This is a genomic window from Sphingomonas sabuli (assembly GCF_014352855.1).
In the GTDB taxonomy this organism is placed as follows: domain Bacteria; phylum Pseudomonadota; class Alphaproteobacteria; order Sphingomonadales; family Sphingomonadaceae; genus Sphingomicrobium; species Sphingomicrobium sabuli.
Map to the genome: position 1 here is coordinate 15,635 of NZ_CP060697.1, position 18,770 is coordinate 34,404.

Below are 18,770 nucleotides of genomic sequence, written 5' to 3' on the forward strand. Positions count from 1 at the left end.
CGATAGGGGACTACAATATGCGGAAGCTTGTTATTGCGTCGGCGCTTGCCGCGTCTGCCTTCACCACCGCCACGCCGGCATTTGCCCGTGACGGAAGTGCCTATGTGGGCATCGAAGGCGGCGCCATGGTCGTTGACCGGATGGGATTTAAGTATCGCGACGCGCTGCAGACGATCGACGACGCTTATGTCGTTGATCACGACTGGGGCTGGGACGTCGATCTCATCGCCGGCTACGACCTTGGAATGGTTCGCGTCGAAGGCGAGCTTGGCTACAAGCGCGCTTCGACCGATGAGCTGTACATCGATCCCGCCGCCAACTTCGATCTTGGTGCGGCACCGCAAGACAGCTTCGTCAACGCAGACGGCGACAGCTCTGTGTGGTCGGCAATGGTCAACGCGCTGATCGACATCGGCGACGACGACTATTCCTGGAGCGGCTTCCTTGGCGGCGGCGTTGGCTATGCCAATGTCGACACCGACTTTTCCGCGCCGGGCATCAACCGCTTCCTGGATGCCAGCGACAGCGGCTTTGCCTATCAGCTGATCGCCGGCGTTCGCACGGCCATCACGCCGAACCTGGACCTTGGCCTCAAGTATCGCTTCTTCACCGTCAACAACCTGACGTTCGACGTGGACGCAGGCTCGACGCCGGCCGCGCTGGCGTTCGACGCCGAGACCAAGTGGCGTTCGCACAGCCTGCTGGCGAGCCTGGTGTACAACTTCGGTGCGCCTGCGGCCGCGCCGGTCTATGTCGCGCCGCCGCCGCCTCCGCCGGCTCCGGCAACGCAGACCTGCCCGGACGGCACGGTTATCCTGGCCACGGAAGTGTGCCCGGCTCCGCCGCCGCCGCCGCCGCCGCCGCCGCCGGCTCCCGAGCGCGGCTAACGGCCGCTCCAGCCTGCCAAGGCTGGGACGGAAACTCGAAGGCCGGTCCGGGTTCGCCCGGGCCGGCCTTTGCTTTTGCGTACGATCCGTCCTCGCGGCCACCTGCTTTGAACCTTCCGAACGGCTTTGTGTTGATTGTCCAAAGGGAGGACGATTATGCGACACATCCTGTTCTGGACAGCAACCGCGGCAGCCGCCGCCCTGGTCGGAGGCTGCGACAGCAACCGCGCCGAAACCGACGCTAATATTGCGGCAAACGACAGCGACGCTGCGGTCCAAGCGAGCACCGACGATGCACCAGCGGTTCCGATGATCGACGCGTCCGGTAAGGTGATCGGCGAAGTGCGCAGCGGCGACGGCCCCGACGGCGCGCGCCTGATGATCGACGCGCGGGGGCTACCGCCCGGCGAGCACGGGCTCCACATCCACGATGCCGGGCTTTGCGAACTCCCGGACTTCAAGAGCGCCGGCGGCCACTGGAACCCGACGGGCAAGAAGCATGGGAGCGGCAGTGCCGATGGCGCGCACCTTGGCGACCTGAGCAATGTCACGGTCGGTGCGGACGGCGTCTTGCGCACGGACGTGGCCGTGGCCGGGACGTACCTACGAACCGCCCAGCCCAGCGCCCAGGCGATCCTGGGCGGCGACGGCGCGGCGCTGGTCGTTCACGCCAAGGCGGACGACTACAAGACCGATCCCAGCGGAGACAGCGGCGACCGGATCGCCTGTGCGGTCCTTGGCACCGCCGAAGCTGGCTCGGTCAGCTCGACGGACGCTTCGGGGACGGCTGCTGCGAATACGCAGTAACGGTCCGCCGCTGGTTTAGGCCCAACACAAAAGAAAAGGCCCGGCCGGATCGATCCGGCCGGGCCCATCTGTAGCTGCAGCGAAGTTACTTCTTCTGCGACAGCAACTGCTTGTTGACCGACTGGGCCAGCGCATTGGAACCGCTGGTCGCCGTGCAGGCCGCGTCGCCAGTCTTCTTGCTCTGCGCAAGAACGTTGGCGGTAACGCCGCAGACATTGGCCGCAACGCCGACGGGTACCTGAACGGTGACCGGCACGTTGAGGTTGTTCAGCGCCGCGATCTGCGTGTCGTTGAGGAAGTCGTTGAGGATGCTGACGTCCTGAACCGTCACGTCAACCAGACCGCCGGAAAGATCGACGTTCTGGGCAACGGCGGGAGTGGCCGCAGCGGCAAGCGCAGCGGCTGCAATGACAAATTTACGCATGTAACATTCTCCGTCCCATGAATTTGGGGTCGCGGTGAGAACGTCCGGCGTCAGCATAAGATGCTGATTTAAAACCCGGTTACGCCGAATGGAGTGTTTGTGGGGGTAGAGGCCTCGGCCCAACCAACCCAGTCTCCCGCGTTAATTCTATCGCTACCGAAACAGATGTGCAGGGAATCGTCTGGCTCCTTCAGCAGTGCGAACCTGCGTCGTCGGAAAAGAAAAAGCGGCCGGGGATCGCCCGGCCGCCTTTCAATGTTCGGCCTAGCGCCGGTAACCGCGATAGGGATCGCTGAGGCGTATGCGGCTCACGTTGCCGCGGTAGTCGACGTTACAGCTGAACGACAGGGTGCCCTGCTGGCCGTAGCCCTGGTTCTGGTAACCGTATTGGCCATAGGGGGCAGCCCGCTGCCCGGTGTCGATCATGCCGGTGACGCGCAGGCTGCTGTTGTAGCGCCGCTCCACCCCGGTGATGGCCGTGACGCGCATCGCCGACTGGCCGTATCCATATTGCGGATTGTACTGCTGCTGGCCGTAGCCGTAGGGCGATCCGTATTGCTGCGGATAGCCATATTGCGGGCGGTAGCGCGCCTGCGCCTGGGCAACGGCTGCGGTCGCGCAGCGGCTGACGGCGGTGCGATCGGAGACATTGTACCGATTACCGAGCAACTGGTTGATGATCTGCTCGATCGGGTTGACGGATTGCTGCTGACCGTAGCCGTAGGGCTGGCCGTAGCCGTAAGGCTGCTGCCCGTAAGGGTTGGCCGGCTGCGGGTAAGCCGGCTGCGGATACGTCTGCTGCGGATAGGGGTAGGGGTAGGGCGTTTGCGCGTTCGCCGGCATGGCAAGCGCACCGGCCGCCACGGCGGCGCTGACGAGAACAAGGGTTTTCATCGGATTTTCCTTAGTCTCCACCGGAAGCCGCCGGGGAGTTCGTAAGGACAGAACGTGCCGCCGAACGTTTCGCCGCATGAACCTGAAACAACAATGCGACAGGCAGCCGGAACCCATTGAACCGGCACTGGGTTTTGCGTCCATGGCCTTCACCCAGCTGGATCCGCCAATACCCCTTCACGTGGTCGACCGCGGCCCCGGCTTCGCGATCGCGGTGATCGATTACGGCCAGGAATTTGATTTGCTGTGGGTGGTCGGCATGGACGACGGCGGTGAGATCTGGTGCGTTCCCAATCCGCAGGTGCGGTTGCAGACCAATTGGTCGATGGGCCGGCAAAAGAAGGCGGCTGCCGCATCACCTAAGATCGCGGCGATCAAAGCATAGTTACACCTCTCGAAAGAAGCTCCGCTCAAAGCGTAAAAATCGCTGTTAAAGAGAGAGGAGTTAAGTCAAACCTTCCCTCGACCTCGCTGGGGGCGAGTCGTCATTGGGGGTATTATCATGATTTCTGCGTTCGCTTTCGCAGCGGCATCCCTGCAGGCCGCCGCGCCATCTACGAGCAGCACTACCGCGCCCGTCGCGCCGCAGGTAGCGATCATCGCTCCAGTCAACGGTACGGTGTTACGCACGGGAGCAGAGGTTCCGCTGCGCCTGCTCGAAACGCTCAATTCTAACGACAAGGCAGTGCGCGCAGGTAATCGCGTGCGGATGGAAGTGGCAGCGCCTGTCATGCTCGGATCGTCCTTGGTCATTCCCGCCGGCAGCCCGGCGACCGGCGAAATCACCGAAGTGCGGCGCAAGGGCATGTGGGGCAAATCGGGCCGCATCGGCGTGCGCGTACTCCACGCTCGCGTCGGCGACCGCACCATTCGCCTGTCGGGTACGTTCGACGACAAAGGCGTCACCGGTACTGCCGGCGTGGTCGGCGCCATCGCGCTGGTCCCGATCGCCGGCTTCCTGGTCACGGGTACCAGCGCCAACATCCCATCCGGGTCGGGCGTGAAGGCGTTCCTGGATGAGGATCTGACGATCGTTACGCCGTAGGCGTAGGGTGGCGGCGGTCAGCCGTCTGACTTTTTGCGATTGGCGGGGCAGTATCCTGTCAGACGTTCGCTCTGTTCTCTTTGCTGGTCGGCATGGACGACGGCGGTGAGATCTGGTGCGTCCCCAACCCGCAGGTGCGGTTGCAGACCAATTGGTCGATGGGCCGGCAGAAGAAAGCGCCTGCCGCATCACCCAAGATCGCGGCGCTTTCCCGCTGATGAAAAAACGCAAACAGATTCAAATATTTATCCGGAACGAAAGCGGTACGCGGGCGGTTGGTTAAGTGAAGGGCATCGCGCCGCGAGCCCGCACCAATTCCTCCGACTGAAAGGAGCCATTTCCATGGCCCAGGACCAGAACAGCAACAACAACGACAACCGCTCAACGGACGGGCAGACCCCGAACGAACAGGGTAAGTCGACGATGCAGGACGAGCAGCGCAAGCCCGGCGAAACCGGCGGCGATCGTAAGCCGGAGCAGGGCAGCAACGACGGTCAGCAGGACAAGGCAGGCGCCGAAGGCGGCGACATGTCGAAGGACAAGACGTCCAAGGACGGGCAGATGGGCAGCGACAAACGCTAAGCCTGACCTGATGGCCCGCTTTACCGGCGCGACAACGAGGCCGTCCCTTTGGGGGCGGCCCTTTGTCTGCTTTGCTCCTTGGAGCTTGATGCAAACTTTACTTGGCGGGGATCAGGTCGGGTTGTCGCTTCTTTGCGGGAGCAGGCGCGGCGCCCCGCTCGAGCAGCGGCTTCAAATACATCCCTGTCGCCGACGGATCCGTCGCCGCCACCTTCTCCGGCGTTCCCGCGACCACAATCTCTCCGCCGTTCACCCCGCCGCCCGGGCCAAGGTCGATCACCCAGTCCGCCGTTTTGATGACATCGAGGTTGTGTTCGATCACGACCACGGTGTTGCCCTGTTCGACCAAGCGGTGGAGCACCTCCAGCAGCTTGCGGACGTCTTCGAAGTGGAGGCCGGTGGTGGGCTCGTCGAGGATGTAGAGGGTCTTGCCGGTCGCGCGGCGGGACAGTTCCTTGGATAGTTTCACGCGCTGGGCCTCGCCGCCGCTTAGCGTCGTCGCCTGCTGCCCGACCTTGATGTAGCCCAGGCCCACTTCCTGCAGCATGCGCATCTTGTCGCGGATGCCGGGGACCGCCTTGAAGAATTCCGCCGCGTCCTCGACCGTCATGTCGAGCACGTCGGCGATGCTCTTGCCCTTGAACTTCACCTCCAGCGTTTCACGGTTGTAGCGCTGGCCGTGGCAGACGTCGCAAGTGACGTAGACGTCGGGGAGGAAGTGCATTTCGATCTTGAGCAGGCCGTCGCCCTTGCACGCTTCGCAGCGGCCGCCCTTGACGTTAAAGGAGAAGCGGCCGGGCTTGTAGCCGCGCGCCTTCGCTTCGGGCAGGCCGGCGAACCAGTCGCGGATGTTTGTGAAGGCGCCGGTATAGGTCGCGGGGTTGGAGCGCGGGGTGCGGCCGATCGGCGACTGGTCGATGTCGATGACCTTGTCGAGCTGTTCGAGCCCGCTGATCTTGTCGCACGGGCCGCACAGGATGCGCGCGCCGTTCAACGCGCGGGCAGCGCCGGCATAGAGCGTGTCGATGGTCAGCGAGCTCTTGCCGCTGCCCGATACGCCAGTGACGGCGGTAAAGGTGCCAAGCGGGAAATATGCGGTGACACCCCGCAAATTGTTGGCGGTGGCGCCATGGACGGCGACCTTCTTGCCGTTGCCCTTGCGGCGCTTGGCCGGAACCGGGATCTCGCGGCGGCCGGAGAGATAGTCGGCGGTGATCGAGTCCTCGCACTTGAGCAGGTCGTCGAGCGTTCCGGCGCAAACCACCTCACCGCCGTGGACGCCGGCGCCGGGACCCATGTCGATGACATGGTCGGCCGTGCGAATGGCGTCCTCGTCATGTTCGACGACCAGCACGGTGTTGCCGAGTCCGCGCAACCGCTTCAGCGTCTCGAGCAGGCGGTCGTTGTCCTTCTGGTGCAGGCCGATCGACGGTTCGTCGAGAACGTAGAGCACGCCGGAAAGACCGCTGCCGATCTGGGACGCGAGGCGAATACGCTGGCTCTCGCCGCCCGACAGCGTGCCCGACTTGCGGTCGAGGTGCAGGTAATCGAGCCCGACGTTGTGAAGGAAGCCGAGGCGCTCGTTAATTTCCTTCAGGATCGCCTTGGCAATGGCGTTCTGCTGGTCGGTCAGCTTGGTGTGAAGGTCGGCGAACCAGTCGCGGGCGTCCGCGACCGAGCGCATCGCGGCGCCTGAGATGTGTTCGCCGGCGATCTTCACCGATAGCGCTTCGGGCTTGAGCCGCGCGCCGTCGCACACCTCGCACCTGCGGCTGCCCTGGTAGCGGGACAGCTCGTCCTTCATCCACTGGGATTCGGTCTGGTTGTAGCGCCGCTCGAGGTTGGCGAGCACGCCTTCGAACGGCTTCTTCACCTCATAGCTCTTGCGGCCGTCAAGAAAGCGCAGGACGACCGGTTTGCCGCCGGTGCCATAAAGGATGGCACGCTGAGCCTCCTGCGGCAGCTCGCCCCACGGCACGTCGATGGAAAAGCCATAGGCGCGGGCTAGGCTGGACAACACCTGCATGTAATATGGGCTCGGCGGCTGCGACTTGGCCCAGGGGACGACCGCGCCCTTGGCAATCGAGATGTTATGATTGGGCACGACGAGATCTTCGTCGAACACCAGTTTCTCGCCCAGGCCGTCGCAGGCCGGGCAAGCGCCCTGCGGCGCGTTGAAGGAGAACAGCCGCGGTTCGATCTCGGCGATGGTGAAGCCGCTGACGGGGCAGGCGAAACGCTGGGAAAAGACGATCCGGCCGGGCGCGCCGAAGTCGAGCTTCATGCCGCCTTTGGCTTCGCTGTCCGCGGGCGGGTCGGCGGGGTCCAGATAGGCGAGGCCGTCGGCCAGCTTCAGCGCGGTTTCGAAACTGTCGGCGAGCCGCGCCTCGATGCCTTCGCGGATGACGACGCGGTCGACCACCAGCTCGATGTCGTGCTTATACTTCTTGTCGAGCGCCGGCGCGTCCTCGATGTCGTGGAATTCGCCGTCGATGCGCACGCGGGTAAAGCCGGCGCGCTGCCATTCGGCCATCTCCTTTTTATACTCGCCCTTGCGGCCGCGAACGACGGGGCTGAGGAGATAATGGCGGCTGCCTTCGGGCAGGGCCATGGTGCGGTCGACCATCTGGCTGACCTGCTGCGCCTCGATCGGCAGCCCTGTGGCCGGCGAGTACGGAATCCCGACGCGCGCGAAGAGCAGGCGCATGTAATCGTAGATTTCGGTGACGGTCGCGACGGTGGACCGCGGGTTCTTGGACGTCGTCTTCTGCTCGATCGAGATGGCCGGCGACAAGCCATCGATATGCTCGACATCCGGCTTCTGCATCATCTCCAGGAACTGGCGCGCATAAGCGCTGAGGCTTTCGACGTAGCGCCGCTGCCCTTCCGCATAAATGGTGTCGAAGGCGAGGCTGGACTTGCCCGATCCCGACAGGCCGGTGATGACCGTCAGGCTTTCGCGCGGGATCTCGACATCGACCCCTTTGAGATTGTGCTCGCGGGCACCCCTTACAGAAATATGCGTGAGCATAGAGCGGCTCTGTTCCACCTTTGTTCTTGTGAGTAAATCAGGCGGCGCACGCGGTCAACGCGGCATCTGGCCATATGGTCGCTGCCCCACCCGATTACGAGGTCCGTCCCGCCGTTCGCCGAGGCCAGGGCACTGTTCGTTGAATGGCGCTGGAGGGTGCCGGGCGCGACCCGTAGCGATGCCGGTCTGGTAAGTGCGCCGGTTCGTCCCCGGCAACCAAGGGAATGCGCGGCCTTCGCATCGTCGGCCGCGCATTTTCCTTGCCGCTTAGTGGCTGGCGAAAACCTTGGTCTTGCCGGCCTTGTCGAACAGCAAGGTCTGATAGGGCTGCTTGCGGTCGCCCTGTTCCATGCCCGGCGATCCGACGACCATTCCCGGAACGGCGATGCCGACCGCGTCGGGTTTGCTCGCCAGCAGCCGCTTGACGTCTGCCGCGGGTACGTGGCCCTCGATCACATAGCCGCCGATCTGGCTGGTATGGCAGGACCGCAGGCGGTCAGGCACGCCAAGCTTGCGCGCCGCCGGGGTGACGTCATCGACCACGCTGACTTTCACGTCGAAGCCGGCCTTGCGCATGTGCTCGACCCATCCGTCGCAACAGCCGCAAGTCGCGCTCTTGGTCACTTGGACGGTGGCGGCAACGGCGGTGCTCGCGCAGGCCATCAGGGCGATCGGCGCAAAGGCGTAGGCGAACTTGCGAAACATGCGAATTTCCTTCCGGTGGTCGAGTTGCTCTAGCGCATGTGGATTAAGGGCTGCTGACTGCCGTGGTCACGCGGTCGAGCTGATAGGAAGCAACCTCGTCGTAATGCGGGCCGTGGCGCGACAGATGGCTTTCGAACAGGGTGAAATGGTCGACGGGGAACGGTTTCGACGACAAGGTGGCGAGCCGCGTTTCAAGCGAGCTGGCGGTGGCTGCCCTGTCGCGACCATAACGCGCGAGCGTGATGTGCGGGTGAAAAGCGCGCCGCTCCGGTGCAAGGCCGGCGATGACGCAGGCGCGCTCGATCCTCGCGGCGAGCTCTGCCACGGGCTGGCGCGGAGCGACCCCCGCCCACAACGCTCCGCCGTTGCGCCGGTCGAACCGCCCGGCGCCGGCAATCTTCAGCTCAAAGGCCGGTTGGCGCAGGCGGTCCAGCGCCGCGGCGATATCGTTGGCCGCTGGCCGCTCGACCTCGCCGATGAAGCGCAGCGTAAGGTGCAGTTGTTCGTCGCCAACCCAGCGCAGTTCGGGGCTGTCGTCCATCGCATCGACCAACAGGTCGCGGATAGCTTCGGGCGGGCGGATCGCGACGAACAGGCGATGCATGGGGGAAGACTGCGCGTCTTGGCCGCAATTACAACCGCAGAAACACGCGGAATTGCGCCGTCGCCGCCCTGTGCGAGCCAAATCGGACGAACCAAGTCCGGTTTTGCTTGAAAGCGCCCCTCGCTTACCCGATATTCCCTCTAGCGAACGGGCCAATTCGCCCGCGAGACAAGGAGTTGAAATGCAGAACCAGTTCGACCCGCGCACGAGCACGAGCGGATACGACCCGGCCGTTTCGGTAGGCGTTCCCCGTGCGACCCGCGATGCGGGCCTGCGGTCCTACATGCTGTCGGTTTACAACTACATGGCGTCGGGCGTGCTGCTCACGGGCATCGTCGCGCTGCTGTTTGCCAATTCCGGGCTTGCGGAGCAGGTCCTGGCGACGCCGCTGCGCTGGGTCATCGTGCTCGCGCCGCTCGGGTTCGTGATGGCGATGAGCTTCGGCCTCAACCGCATGTCCACGGGCACGCTCCAGGCGCTGTTCTGGGCCTTTTCGGTGGCCATGGGCCTGTCCATGTCGTCGATCTTCCTGGTCTATACCGGAACGTCGATCGCGCAGACCTTCTTCGCGGTTGCAGCCGGCTTCGCAGGCCTCAGCCTGTGGGGTTACACAACCAAGAAGGATCTTAGCGGCTGGGGCACGTTCCTGATCATGGGTGTCGTTGGCCTGTTCGTGGCGATGCTGGTCAACATGTTCCTGCTGAAATCGGCCGGCTTTTCGATGGCGATCAGCGCGATCGGCGTACTGCTGTTTGCTGGCCTCACAGCCTACGACACGCAGAAGATCAAATCGATGTACGCCTACGTCGCGGGTACCGACATGATGGGCAAGGTCGTGATCATGGGGGCGCTGAACCTCTATCTCGACTTCATCAACATGTTCATGTTCCTGCTCAGCTTCATGGGCGACCGCCGCTAAGGCAGCGCCATCCTAAACAGGGAAGGGCCGGTGGAGCGATCCGCCGGCCCTTTTCTTTTGCGACGAGCCGAGGGGTGCAGGCAAAGCATTGTTAACCGCGCCGGCCCTAAGGCGCCGATATGGACGCAATCCGAACCGACCGCCGCGAACGGCCGCGCGAGAACGATCCCGACCGCCGCGGGCGCCGATCGGAACCGCGCGTCTGCCTGGTCCTGCCGGCATCGGCAGAGGCGATCAGCGGCTATCGGTCGATCCGCCTGCTCGACGTGTCGGTGACCGGCGCCCGTCTCGAGGGCCGCGACCTGCCCGCCGCGGGCCGGGACATCGTCCTGCGCTGCGGTCCAATGGACGCTTTCGGGACCATCGCTTGGACGGCCAATAACCGCTGCGGCATGCAGTTCGACGAGCCGCTGTCCCGCGGGGACCTGATGGCCCTTCGCCAACTTGCCGACGCCGAAGCCGATTGCGGCATGACCACCGAGGAGCGGCAGGCCGCCGCCGATTGGCTGAACGGCCTCGCCCGCTAGGCGCTACGCCGCCAGATACTTGCCAAAGAAATCCAACGTCCGGGTCCACGCCAGCGTCGCCGCTGCCTGGTCATAACGCTCCGCGGACGTGTCGTTGTTGAAGGCGTGGTTGGCGCCCGGATACTCGTAGAATTCGACCGTCTTGCCGCCGGCGCGTAATGCCTCCGCCCATGGCTTCATCGTCGTTGCCACACGCTCGTCGAGCCCGGGGAGGTGCAGCTGCATCGGCGCCTTGACCATTGCCGCATAGGCCGGGTCGGGCGCGGGCCCGTAATAGGACACCGCGGCGTCGAGCGTGTTGCCGGATGCAACCGCCAGCCGGTCGACGAACCCGCCGCCCCAGCAGAAGCCGACCGCGCCGGCCTTGCCGTTGCCGGTCGAGCGCGTCTTGAGCAATTGCATCATTGCCGCTGCGTGCGTGACTGATTGCGCAAGATCCAGCTTGCCGATGGCGTCGCGCGCCGCGTCTTCGTTGGCGGGCGTACCGCCGCTTGGCGACAGGAAGTCCGGCGCAACGGCGTCATAACCCGCCAGCGCGAGGCGCCGGGTGACGTCGCGAATATGCTCGTTGAGGCCGCGATTCTCGTGGATGACCATGATCGACGCGCGTACCCCGTCCGCCGCGGGCCGCGCGAAATAGCCGCGATACGCGGGAATCTCGCCCGCCGGCATGTCGGCCATGCCGGCACGGATGCGCGGGTCGTCGGCCGGGACGATCGCCGCGGCGGCGGGCGATGCGGCGATCGACGCGATCAGGGCTTCGGCGGCGGCGACGCTGCCCGCGATGGCCGCCATCCGCCCCATGAATACGCGCCGGTCCATCCCTTCGTGGGTGAAGCGGTCGTACAGATCGATGGCTTGCTGGCGAATGGTGGGCTTGGTCATTGGGTTTCCGTTTGCTGATTGATGGCGGCGGCGGCTTCGTCGTCCTTGGCCCAGCCACGCGTGAAGGCTTCGCGAGCGGTCAGCCGCTGCTTGTACGCTTCGAAACTGTCGCGCGTCGGAATGGTGCCGAACTGCGTGCCCCACAGGATGGCGGAGCCCAGATAGACATCGGCCGCGGTGAAGCGATCGCCGCAGACGAAGTCGCGCCCGCCCAGGAGATGGTCGAGCACGTCGATTACAGTTTCGTAGCTGCCGTAACCGAACATGCGCCGGCGGTCCTCGCTCGGTTCCCAGCCGACGGCCTTGTTGGTCACCGCCTGTTCGACGGGCCCGGCGGCGTAGAATAGCCAGCGGTAATAGTCCGCTTTCTCGTCATCGCGCGGCCCTAGCCCGGCGTCCGGAAAAACGTCGGCAAGGTAGGCGCAGATCGCCGCCGCCTCGGTGACGACATGGTCGCCGTGACGAATGGCCGGGACCTTGCCCATCGGATTGACCGCCAGGTACGCCGCATCCTTCATCCGGTCGTAGCCGATGATTTCGGTGTCGTAGGGCTCGCCGACCTCCTCCAGCATCCAGCGCGCGATCCGTCCGCGCGATTGCGGGTTGGTGAAGAAGGTCAGCCGAGCCATCGCGCCGTTCCTATCCGCGTTCGCCGGGAATCGGGGCGGGGGCCGGAATGGGCGCCGGCGCAGGTACCGGAGCGGACGAGGGTGCCGAGCCGGCCTGCGGCGGCAACGGCGTGCCGCCGGCGCGCATCGCCGCGCTGGCATCGCGCGCTGCCTTAAACTCGCTGTCGCTGCTCCATTCCGGCCACAGCCGCGAATTGGCGAGCTGCATCCCGACCGCGTGCAGCATGTCAGTGTCGTCCGCCATGCCGGTAAAGTCCCATTCCGCAGACCATTCGTCGCTGGGCTGATGATAATGTTTGTCGCGATAGATCATGCCCAGTTCCTCGCCGCGCGCGATCCCGCCGTTCACCAGATCGTTGCCGTCGCCGAAGCTGATCGCCGGAATACCGACCTTGGCCATCGGGAAGTGGTCGGAGCGGAAGAAATAGCCGGCTTCGGGATGCGGGTCCGGGGCATAGACGCGCCCGCGCCGCGCGCCTTCGGCGACCAGCAAGTCGAGCAGCCCAAGCTGCGCGTTGCCGCTGATCGTGAAGTTGCGGGCCTTGCCCCACAGCTGGCCGCCGTCGGTGTTGAGAACGCCCGCGGTCTTGCCCGGCGGATAGAGCGGGTTGGCCGCATAATATTCCGACCCGAGCAGGCCTTTCTCCTCGGCCGTGACGGCAAGGAAAACGACCGAACGCTGGGTCCGCGGCTCGCGCGCGAACAGCCGCGCCTGCTCGATGATCTGGGCGATGCCCGACGCATTATCGAGCGCGCCGTTGTAGATCGTGTCGCCGGTTTCGTCCGGCTTGCCGATGCCAAGGTGGTCCCAGTGCGCCGTGTAGATGACGGTTTCATCTGGATATTGCGTCCCGGGCAGCAAGCCGACGACGTTGCTCGAATTGATCACTTCGGTGTTGGCGTTGAAGCTGATCGCCATGCTGGATTTCAGCGGCACCGGGCGGAACGCCTTGGTCTTGGCCATCGCCTTGGCCTGTTCGAAGGTCATGCCGTTGGCAGCGAAAATCTTCTCGGCGAGATCGCGCTGGATCCAGCTTTCGACCTGCGTGTGGCTGGCCGACGGATTGTCGAGCACAACGTCGAACTGAGTGTTCGTGTTGCTGTTCTTGACGGTGTTCCAGCCATAGGACGCCGGGTCGGTTTCGTGGATGATCAGCACGCCGGCCGCGCCCTTGCGCGCCGCTTCTTCATATTTGTAAGTCCAGCGCCCGTAATAGGTCATCGCCTTGCCGCCGAAGTCGCCTTCGCCGCCGTCGAAGTCGGGATCGTTGATGAATTCAACCAGCAGCTTGCCGCGCACATCGACGCCTTTGAAATCGTCCCAGCCGCGTTCCGGTGCGGTCACGCCATAGCCGACGAACAGCAGCGGCGCATTCGGCAGCGACACCGACTTCGTCCCGTTCAGCGGCGCCTTGACGCTGATCTCCTGGCCCTGGGTCAGGCGCATCGTCTGGCCATTGCCAAGGTTGAGCACCAGGCTGGGATCGCCGACGATGTCGGACTTCAACAGCGGCACCTTCTGCACCCAGCTGCGCGTACCGCCGACCATCTCCCCGCCCGGCTGGACGCCGGCGGCCTTGAACTGGTCGATGATGTAGGCGACGGTTTTGGCATCGGCGCGCGTCGCCGGGCCGCGGCCTTCGAACGCATCGGATCCCAGCGTCTTGGTTATTTCCGACAGCCGCGCCGGATCGGTCTTCACGCTCTGGGCTGCGGCAGGAACGGCCAACATCGCGGCGACGGCTGCGCCGATCAGATAAGTGCGCTTCAAAATCTCTCTCCCTAGGTGCCCCGGCAGCTTAGGCGTCGGAACGCGCGGCGGGCAACCTCTCGCATCCGGCGCACGGCACGAATTGCCTCTCTCGCCAGCAGCGCTTAGCGATGGTGGCGATAGTCTGTGCGGGGGCGCCGAAGATGACGGTTGCTGACGAGCAAGCATTTGCGCGCGCGTTTAAGCGTGACGGTTACGTCATCATCCGTGGTCTGTTCGATGCGGATCAGTGTCGCGAAATGATCGACACGATCTGGACCTATATGCCGCCCCATTTCGATCGCGACGATCCACGCACGTGGACGGGCAAGGTGCAGGATTGCTGCAACAACCTTCCGCCGTACCAGCGCAATGGCCTGCTTCGGTTCAAGGACAAGCACGGATTTCGCAAGGTACAGGCATTCCGGCGGCACGTTTTTACCGGCTCTCGCGTCGCCGACGCTTTTGCTGCGGCGACAGGCAGGTCGCTGGAACGAGCGCATATCCGCGGGCTTCACCCAATTTTGCCAATGCCACGCTGGATCAGCCTCAACGAAGCGGTCGGAAACCGCCTCGATCCTGACGCCAAAGGCCCTGATCGCGCACGAATCCGGTTGCCACGGCCGCCGCTATTGCCGATCCCTGGACATCTCGACGCCCATTCCATCGACGTCCTGATGATCGCCTATCTCGATGACGTTGATGCAAACGGCGGCGGCTTGTCGGTGTGGCCGGGCAGCCATCGTCTGCTGCGCGATTGCTTCGAATCCCGCAGCGATTTTCTACCCACGACGGCCTACAAGCCTGCGATGCGGTTCGTGCAGAGGTATCGGCCGACGCAACTTGCGGGAAGAATGGGCGATGCAGTCATTTTCGATCGCCACCTGCTGCATACCAACAGCTTCAATTTCAGCCATCGGATTCGCCAGGCCATCCTGATCGATCTGTTCGGAGAAGGCTGCCAGGAAAGCGACTGCGCGTGGCAGCGAGACACGGCAGGTCGACGGCGGCGCGCGGCGCTAATCACACACGGGTTGCGGCATTCCGACATCGCCCGGCAGGTCGGCCAACGGATGAAATACCATCCGGTGCGCGCATTCCTCACCCGCTATCCAAAGGTGCGCGGATGGATCAGCGAAATCGCCAAAGATCCGACTGCCAAAGCGCGCCGGGCTTTATCCGCCAAGATTCGGCAACGACGTGAGGGGGATATTTGGCTCGTCGTCTCACAAGCGCGCGAATTTTACGACAGCCCCAAGCTCGACTCCTACGGCCTCAAGTCTCGCGGGGCTTATGGGATGCGCGTCAACGGTGGCCAGTCCAGCCGGAGCATCGGCGGTTCGCTGGTTGAACGGATCGACCTGGTCGACGGCTGCAATCGTATCGAAATCGATGGCCGGTTTTCCGTCGATCATTTTGTGCGCGTGATCCGCACCCATAATCCGATCAGTGCAAGTGACATCCTCTATTGCGGGACGATCCCCGCCGGGCGCTGTCGCGCAGAACTGGAAATAAGCACCTAGCGCGGCCGAGCGTTGCCGACACTCGATCAGCGCGGCGCAGGACCGCCGCGGCGAATTCCTTCGCCTGCTGTGTTGCGGACGATTTCGGCACCGAGCGTGGCGATGGGTGTTTCACCGCGCGCCGGGGCAATCCACAGCAGCGGCTTGCCGGGAATGGCGCCGGACATGGTCAGGCGGTCGACGTTGAGCCGGGCGGCATAGCGGATTTCCGACGGCGTATCCCCGCCGATACCGGTGATGGCGAGGTCGCCGATGGTCAACGTCACCGCATATTGGCCCCAGGCCGAAACGCCCGGGCGCGGCGTGATTGCGGATCGGAAGCTGCCGATCTTGACGCGATACGCATCCGCCTGCCGTGGGCTGGTGCCAGCCGTGAAGTCGTTGCCGGATCCGTAGGTCTCGACACTGCCGATGGTCGCGTCATTGGCGACGGCGCCGGTGAACTTGTCCGGCTCCACGTCCAGCGAATGACCGTCGGTGCCGTTCGGCTTGCCGCCGAACAGCCGGGCTCCGCCGGCGCGGTTGTCGAGCATGGCGCTGCCGATGCGCAGGTTGCGGACGGAATGCAGCACGAGGTTCTTGCGCCCCGCGGTGGTGGCGCGGATCGACCCGATCGACACGTCGTGGCTTCCAGCGCTATTGTTGTCGCCGCCGATCATCACATTGTCGCCGCGCGCATTGTCCGACCGGATCGCCGCAATCACGCTGTTGGTCGTGTTAAACAGGAAGACGCCGTGCATGTGCTCGTTGGTGACCGGTGCGGCATTCGCGGCGTTGGCGTCGACCCATAATTCGCCGTCGATGCGGACATTGTCGGCGTCCTGCAGCGACACGGTGCGCATCCATGACGTAGCGCCCGGCGCCTGGACGATGCGCGCGCCGGAATCGAAAATCAGGTGGGCATTGCTGGGGATGCGGATCGACCAGCCGCGGAACGCGGCATGCGGGGTCGCCGCGGGGTCGGGACGGACGACGTAATCGCCGCGCGGAAAGCGAACTGTCCGGCCGCTCGCCAGCGCCCGGCGGATGGCCGGGCCCGCGTCGACCGACAGGCGTTCGCCGGGGCCGAGAAACTGGTGCGGAGTGACCGGTGCGGCAGCATATTGCGCCGCTGCCGGGACCCCGCCGCCGAACGCAAGCGCGGCGGCGGCAAGGGTCCCGGCGAGTATCGACCGCGTGACGTTACTCGCCGGCAGGAGCGTCGCCGCCGGCCTTCTTCTTCGCCGTCGCTTTCTTCTTCGACTTCGGCTTGGACTTCGGCGCGGCCGGCGTGGTTTCGAACACCGGCTGGTTGTCCTTGATGCGCACCTTGACCTCGCCGCCGTTGACCAGCTTGCCGAACAGCAATTCCTCGGCCAGCGGCTGCTTGATCTTTTCCTGCACCAAGCGGCCCATCGGACGCGCCCCGTACAGCTTGTCGTAGCCCTTATCGACCAGCCACTGCCGGGCCTCGTCATCCAGTTCGATGTGCACGTTGCGGTCGGCAAGCTGCAGTTCGAGCTGCAGGATGAACTTGTCGACGACGCGGCTGACGACCGCGGGGGGCAGGTAAGCGAACGGGACGATCGCATCCAACCGGTTGCGGAATTCCGGCGTGAACATCTTCTTGACCGCATCCTCCTGCGCATCCTCGCGCGTGGCATTGCCGAAGCCGATGCTTTCGCGCGCCATGTCGGCGGCGCCGGCATTGGTGGTCATGATCAGGACGGTGTTGCGGAAATCGACGGTCTTGCCGTGATGATCGGTCAGCTTGCCGTTGTCCATGACCTGCAACAAGATGTTGAACAGGTCCGGGTGCGCCTTTTCGATCTCGTCGAGCAGAAGCACGCTGTGCGGATGCTGGTCGACCGCGTCGGTCAGCAGGCCGCCCTGGTCGTAACCGACATAGCCTGGAGGCGCGCCGATCAACCGACTGATCGAATGCCGTTCCATATATTCCGACATGTCGAACCGCTGCAGCGGGATGCCCATGATCGTCGCCAGCTGGCGCGCGACCTCGGTCTTGCCCACCCCGGTCGGCCCGGAAAACAGATAATTGCCGATCGGCTTGTCGGCATCGCGCAGTCCGGCGCGCGACAGCTTGATCGCCGACGCCAGTTTCTCGATCGCGATATCCTGTCCGAAGACGACGCGCTTCAGGTCGGCCTCAAGGTTCTCGAGCACGCGCTTGTCGTCGGTGGAAACCGACTTCGGCGGAATCCGCGCCATGGTCGCGACCACGGCTTCGATTTCCTTGGTGCTGATGACCTTCTTGCGGCGGCTGGGCGGGACCAGCATCTGCATCGCGCCGACTTCGTCGATGACGTCGATCGCCTTGTCCGGCAGCTTGCGGTCGTGGATGTACCGCGCGCTCAGCTCGACCGCGCTCTTGATCGCATCGGGCGTGTAGCGGACCTTGTGATGCTCTTCGAACGAGGAGCGCAGGCCGGCGATGATCTTGATCGTATCTTCGATCGTCGGCTCGTTGACGTCGATCTTCTGGAACCGCCGCAACAGCGCGCGGTCCTTTTCGAAGTGGTTGCGGAATTCCTTGTAGGTCGTCGACCCGATGCAGCGGATCGCGCCCGACGACAGCGCTGGCTTCAGCAGGTTGGACGCGTCCATCGCGCCACCCGACGTGGCGCCGGCGCCGATCACGGTGTGAATTTCGTCGATGAACAGGATCGCGTCCGGCAGCTTTTCGAGTTCCGAAACCACCGACTTCAGCCGCTCTTCGAAATCGCCGCGATAACGGGTGCCGGCCAGCAGCGACCCCATGTCGAGCGAATAGATGGTGGCGGGCTTCAGCACGTCGGGAACATCGCCCTCGACGATCTTGCGCGCGAGGCCCTCTGCAATGGCGGTCTTACCGACGCCGGGATCGCCGACGTAGAGAGGGTTGTTCTTCGACCGGCGGCATAGGATCTGCACCGTGCGGTCGACCTCCGGCATGCGGCCGATCAGCGGATCGACCTTCCCCGACTTGGCCTTCTCGTTGAGGTCGACGGTGAATTGCTTGAGGGCGGATTCCTTCTTGCCCTCTTTCTCGCCGCTCTTTTCCTCCGTGCCTTCCGGCGGCCGCGCTTCGGGCGTGCCTTCGCCCTTGCCGACGCCGTGGCTGATGTAGGTCACGGCATCCAGGCGGCTCATGTCCTGCTGCTGCAGGAAGTAGACCGCGTAGCTTTCGCGCTCGGAGAACAAGGCGACCAGCACGTTGGCGCCGGTAACTTCGTCGCGGCCTGACGACTGGACGTGCAGGATGGCGCGCTGGACCACGCGCTGGAACCCGCTGGTCGGGGTCGGGTCGGTGCTGGTGTCGGCGACCAACGCTCCAAGTTCGTTGTCGAGATAATTCTTGACGCTGGATCGCAGGTCGTCGCGATCGACGCCGCAGGCGGTCATCACCTTCGACGCATGTTCGTCGTCGACCAGGGCGATCAGCAGATGTTCAAGGGTCGCATACTCGTGCCTGCGGCGGCTGGCTTCGCCGAGCGCCTTGTGCAGGGTCTCTTCGAGTTCGCGGGCAAAACTAGGCATGTACAATAACTCCCACCGCGCCGGGGGGAGAACCCCGGGCTC

At 64.3% G+C, this 18,770-nt stretch carries 19 protein-coding genes; 9 read left to right on the forward strand and 10 right to left on the reverse strand.

Annotated elements, in window-relative coordinates; translation table 11 throughout:
• Window positions 1-17: 17 nt before the first annotated feature.
• Together H8M03_RS00080 and H8M03_RS00085 are read left to right on the forward strand one after the other, a co-directional pair.
• Window positions 18-887 (forward strand): outer membrane protein, encoded by an 870-nt coding sequence (locus H8M03_RS00080; RefSeq protein WP_187479768.1) that lies wholly within the window; start codon window positions 18-20, stop codon window positions 885-887.
• A gap of 156 nt (window positions 888-1,043) precedes the next feature.
• On the forward strand, window positions 1,044-1,694 hold the full coding sequence (locus tag H8M03_RS00085; RefSeq protein ID WP_187479769.1) for a superoxide dismutase family protein: 651 nt from the start codon (window positions 1,044-1,046) through the stop codon (window positions 1,692-1,694).
• An 85-nt stretch (window positions 1,695-1,779) separates the two neighbouring features.
• On the opposite strand, the gene H8M03_RS00090 is transcribed toward H8M03_RS00085, so the two are convergent.
• Window positions 1,780-2,118, reverse strand: a complete 339-nt coding sequence (locus H8M03_RS00090) for a hypothetical protein (RefSeq protein ID WP_187479770.1) — start codon at window positions 2,116-2,118, stop codon at window positions 1,780-1,782.
• A 264-nt stretch (window positions 2,119-2,382) separates the two neighbouring features.
• Window positions 2,383-3,012, reverse strand: a complete 630-nt coding sequence (locus H8M03_RS00095) for a hypothetical protein (RefSeq protein WP_187479771.1) — start codon at window positions 3,010-3,012, stop codon at window positions 2,383-2,385.
• Window positions 3,013-3,154: 142 nt separating this feature from the next.
• Between H8M03_RS00095 and H8M03_RS00100 the strand changes: the two genes are divergently transcribed.
• The 4 genes from H8M03_RS00100 (at window position 3,155) to H8M03_RS00110 (ending at window position 4,639) form a co-directional block, all read left to right on the forward strand.
• A complete protein-coding gene (locus H8M03_RS00100) occupies window positions 3,155-3,397 on the forward strand; it encodes a hypothetical protein (protein WP_187480872.1) in 243 nt (80 codons plus the stop codon).
• A 117-nt stretch (window positions 3,398-3,514) separates the two neighbouring features.
• A complete protein-coding gene (locus H8M03_RS00105; RefSeq protein ID WP_187479772.1) occupies window positions 3,515-4,057 on the forward strand; it encodes a hypothetical protein in 543 nt (180 codons plus the stop codon).
• Window positions 4,058-4,149: 92 nt separating this feature from the next.
• Window positions 4,150-4,275: a hypothetical protein gene (locus H8M03_RS12840; RefSeq protein ID WP_281399892.1), complete on the forward strand. Its 126-nt coding sequence runs from the start codon at window positions 4,150-4,152 to the stop codon at window positions 4,273-4,275.
• A 124-nt stretch (window positions 4,276-4,399) separates the two neighbouring features.
• Complete coding sequence (locus tag H8M03_RS00110; protein ID WP_187479773.1) at window positions 4,400-4,639, forward strand: hypothetical protein; 240 nt, start codon at window positions 4,400-4,402, stop codon at window positions 4,637-4,639.
• A 97-nt stretch (window positions 4,640-4,736) separates the two neighbouring features.
• On the opposite strand, the gene uvrA is transcribed toward H8M03_RS00110, so the two are convergent.
• The 3 genes from uvrA to thpR all read right to left on the reverse strand — a co-directional run bounded on the left by uvrA (window position 4,737) and on the right by thpR (window position 8,979).
• A complete protein-coding gene (gene uvrA / locus H8M03_RS00115; RefSeq protein WP_187479774.1) occupies window positions 4,737-7,670 on the reverse strand; it encodes an excinuclease ABC subunit UvrA in 2,934 nt (977 codons plus the stop codon).
• Between the two features lie 267 nt (window positions 7,671-7,937).
• A complete protein-coding gene (locus H8M03_RS00120; protein WP_187479775.1) occupies window positions 7,938-8,375 on the reverse strand; it encodes a DUF411 domain-containing protein in 438 nt (145 codons plus the stop codon).
• A 43-nt stretch (window positions 8,376-8,418) separates the two neighbouring features.
• Window positions 8,419-8,979, reverse strand: coding sequence for an RNA 2',3'-cyclic phosphodiesterase (thpR, locus tag H8M03_RS00125; RefSeq protein ID WP_187479776.1), 561 nt, complete (start codon window positions 8,977-8,979; stop codon window positions 8,419-8,421).
• Window positions 8,980-9,160: 181 nt separating this feature from the next.
• Between thpR and H8M03_RS00130 the strand changes: the two genes are divergently transcribed.
• Window positions 9,161-9,898 (forward strand): Bax inhibitor-1/YccA family protein, encoded by a 738-nt coding sequence (locus H8M03_RS00130; RefSeq protein WP_187479777.1) that lies wholly within the window; start codon window positions 9,161-9,163, stop codon window positions 9,896-9,898.
• Window positions 9,899-10,017: 119 nt separating this feature from the next.
• Window positions 10,018-10,425, forward strand: a complete 408-nt coding sequence (locus H8M03_RS00135; protein ID WP_187479778.1) for a PilZ domain-containing protein — start codon at window positions 10,018-10,020, stop codon at window positions 10,423-10,425.
• 3 nt (window positions 10,426-10,428) lie between these two features.
• On the opposite strand, the gene H8M03_RS00140 is transcribed toward H8M03_RS00135, so the two are convergent.
• Genes H8M03_RS00140 through H8M03_RS00150 form a run of 3 tightly spaced genes read right to left on the reverse strand, consistent with a single transcriptional unit; the run spans window position 10,429 to window position 13,710 of the window.
• The gene (locus H8M03_RS00140; RefSeq protein ID WP_187479779.1) at window positions 10,429-11,310 is read right to left on the reverse strand and encodes a dienelactone hydrolase family protein; all 882 of its coding nucleotides are present in this window, start codon (window positions 11,308-11,310) and stop codon (window positions 10,429-10,431) included.
• Window positions 11,307-11,939: a glutathione S-transferase family protein gene (locus tag H8M03_RS00145; protein ID WP_187479780.1), complete on the reverse strand. Its 633-nt coding sequence runs from the start codon at window positions 11,937-11,939 to the stop codon at window positions 11,307-11,309. Before H8M03_RS00145 ends, H8M03_RS00140 begins: the two co-directional genes overlap by 4 nt.
• 10 nt (window positions 11,940-11,949) lie before the next feature.
• On the reverse strand, window positions 11,950-13,710 hold the full coding sequence (locus tag H8M03_RS00150; RefSeq protein ID WP_246448933.1) for a M28 family peptidase: 1,761 nt from the start codon (window positions 13,708-13,710) through the stop codon (window positions 11,950-11,952).
• A gap of 143 nt (window positions 13,711-13,853) precedes the next feature.
• On the opposite strand from H8M03_RS00150, the gene H8M03_RS00155 reads away from it, so the two are divergent.
• Window positions 13,854-15,212: a phytanoyl-CoA dioxygenase family protein gene (locus H8M03_RS00155; protein WP_187479781.1), complete on the forward strand. Its 1,359-nt coding sequence runs from the start codon at window positions 13,854-13,856 to the stop codon at window positions 15,210-15,212.
• A gap of 26 nt (window positions 15,213-15,238) precedes the next feature.
• Here the strand turns inward: H8M03_RS00155 and H8M03_RS00160 are convergent, their stop codons facing one another.
• Together H8M03_RS00160 and clpA are read right to left on the reverse strand one after the other, a co-directional pair.
• Complete coding sequence (locus tag H8M03_RS00160) at window positions 15,239-16,054, reverse strand: hypothetical protein (RefSeq protein ID WP_187479782.1); 816 nt, start codon at window positions 16,052-16,054, stop codon at window positions 15,239-15,241.
• Between the two features lie 340 nt (window positions 16,055-16,394).
• Entirely contained in the window at window positions 16,395-18,728 is a 2,334-nt protein-coding gene (gene clpA / locus H8M03_RS00165) for an ATP-dependent Clp protease ATP-binding subunit ClpA (protein ID WP_187479783.1), read from the reverse strand.
• Window positions 18,729-18,770: the final 42 nt, after the last annotated feature.

What these genes read in the sequence shown, in the direction of transcription:
- H8M03_RS00080 (WP_187479768.1), top strand. Translation starts at nt 18, where the DNA reads ATGCGGAAGCTTGTTATTGCGTCGGCGCTTGCCGCGTCTGCCTTCACC.
- H8M03_RS00085 (WP_187479769.1), top strand. Translation starts at nt 1,044, where the DNA reads ATGCGACACATCCTGTTCTGGACAGCAACCGCGGCAGCCGCCGCCCTG.
- H8M03_RS00090 (WP_187479770.1), bottom strand. Translation starts at nt 2,118, where the DNA reads ATGCGTAAATTTGTCATTGCAGCCGCTGCGCTTGCCGCTGCGGCCACT.
- H8M03_RS00095 (WP_187479771.1), bottom strand. Translation starts at nt 3,012, where the DNA reads ATGAAAACCCTTGTTCTCGTCAGCGCCGCCGTGGCGGCCGGTGCGCTT.
- H8M03_RS00100 (WP_187480872.1), top strand. Translation starts at nt 3,155, where the DNA reads ATGGCCTTCACCCAGCTGGATCCGCCAATACCCCTTCACGTGGTCGAC.
- H8M03_RS00105 (WP_187479772.1), top strand. Translation starts at nt 3,515, where the DNA reads ATGATTTCTGCGTTCGCTTTCGCAGCGGCATCCCTGCAGGCCGCCGCG.
- H8M03_RS12840 (WP_281399892.1), top strand. Translation starts at nt 4,150, where the DNA reads ATGGACGACGGCGGTGAGATCTGGTGCGTCCCCAACCCGCAGGTGCGG.
- H8M03_RS00110 (WP_187479773.1), top strand. Translation starts at nt 4,400, where the DNA reads ATGGCCCAGGACCAGAACAGCAACAACAACGACAACCGCTCAACGGAC.
- uvrA (WP_187479774.1), bottom strand. Translation starts at nt 7,670, where the DNA reads ATGCTCACGCATATTTCTGTAAGGGGTGCCCGCGAGCACAATCTCAAA.
- H8M03_RS00120 (WP_187479775.1), bottom strand. Translation starts at nt 8,375, where the DNA reads ATGTTTCGCAAGTTCGCCTACGCCTTTGCGCCGATCGCCCTGATGGCC.
- thpR (WP_187479776.1), bottom strand. Translation starts at nt 8,979, where the DNA reads ATGCATCGCCTGTTCGTCGCGATCCGCCCGCCCGAAGCTATCCGCGAC.
- H8M03_RS00130 (WP_187479777.1), top strand. Translation starts at nt 9,161, where the DNA reads ATGCAGAACCAGTTCGACCCGCGCACGAGCACGAGCGGATACGACCCG.
- H8M03_RS00135 (WP_187479778.1), top strand. Translation starts at nt 10,018, where the DNA reads ATGGACGCAATCCGAACCGACCGCCGCGAACGGCCGCGCGAGAACGAT.
- H8M03_RS00140 (WP_187479779.1), bottom strand. Translation starts at nt 11,310, where the DNA reads ATGACCAAGCCCACCATTCGCCAGCAAGCCATCGATCTGTACGACCGC.
- H8M03_RS00145 (WP_187479780.1), bottom strand. Translation starts at nt 11,939, where the DNA reads ATGGCTCGGCTGACCTTCTTCACCAACCCGCAATCGCGCGGACGGATC.
- H8M03_RS00155 (WP_187479781.1), top strand. Translation starts at nt 13,854, where the DNA reads ATGACGGTTGCTGACGAGCAAGCATTTGCGCGCGCGTTTAAGCGTGAC.
- H8M03_RS00160 (WP_187479782.1), bottom strand. Translation starts at nt 16,054, where the DNA reads ATGCGCACCGTGTCGCTGCAGGACGCCGACAATGTCCGCATCGACGGC.
- clpA (WP_187479783.1), bottom strand. Translation starts at nt 18,728, where the DNA reads ATGCCTAGTTTTGCCCGCGAACTCGAAGAGACCCTGCACAAGGCGCTC.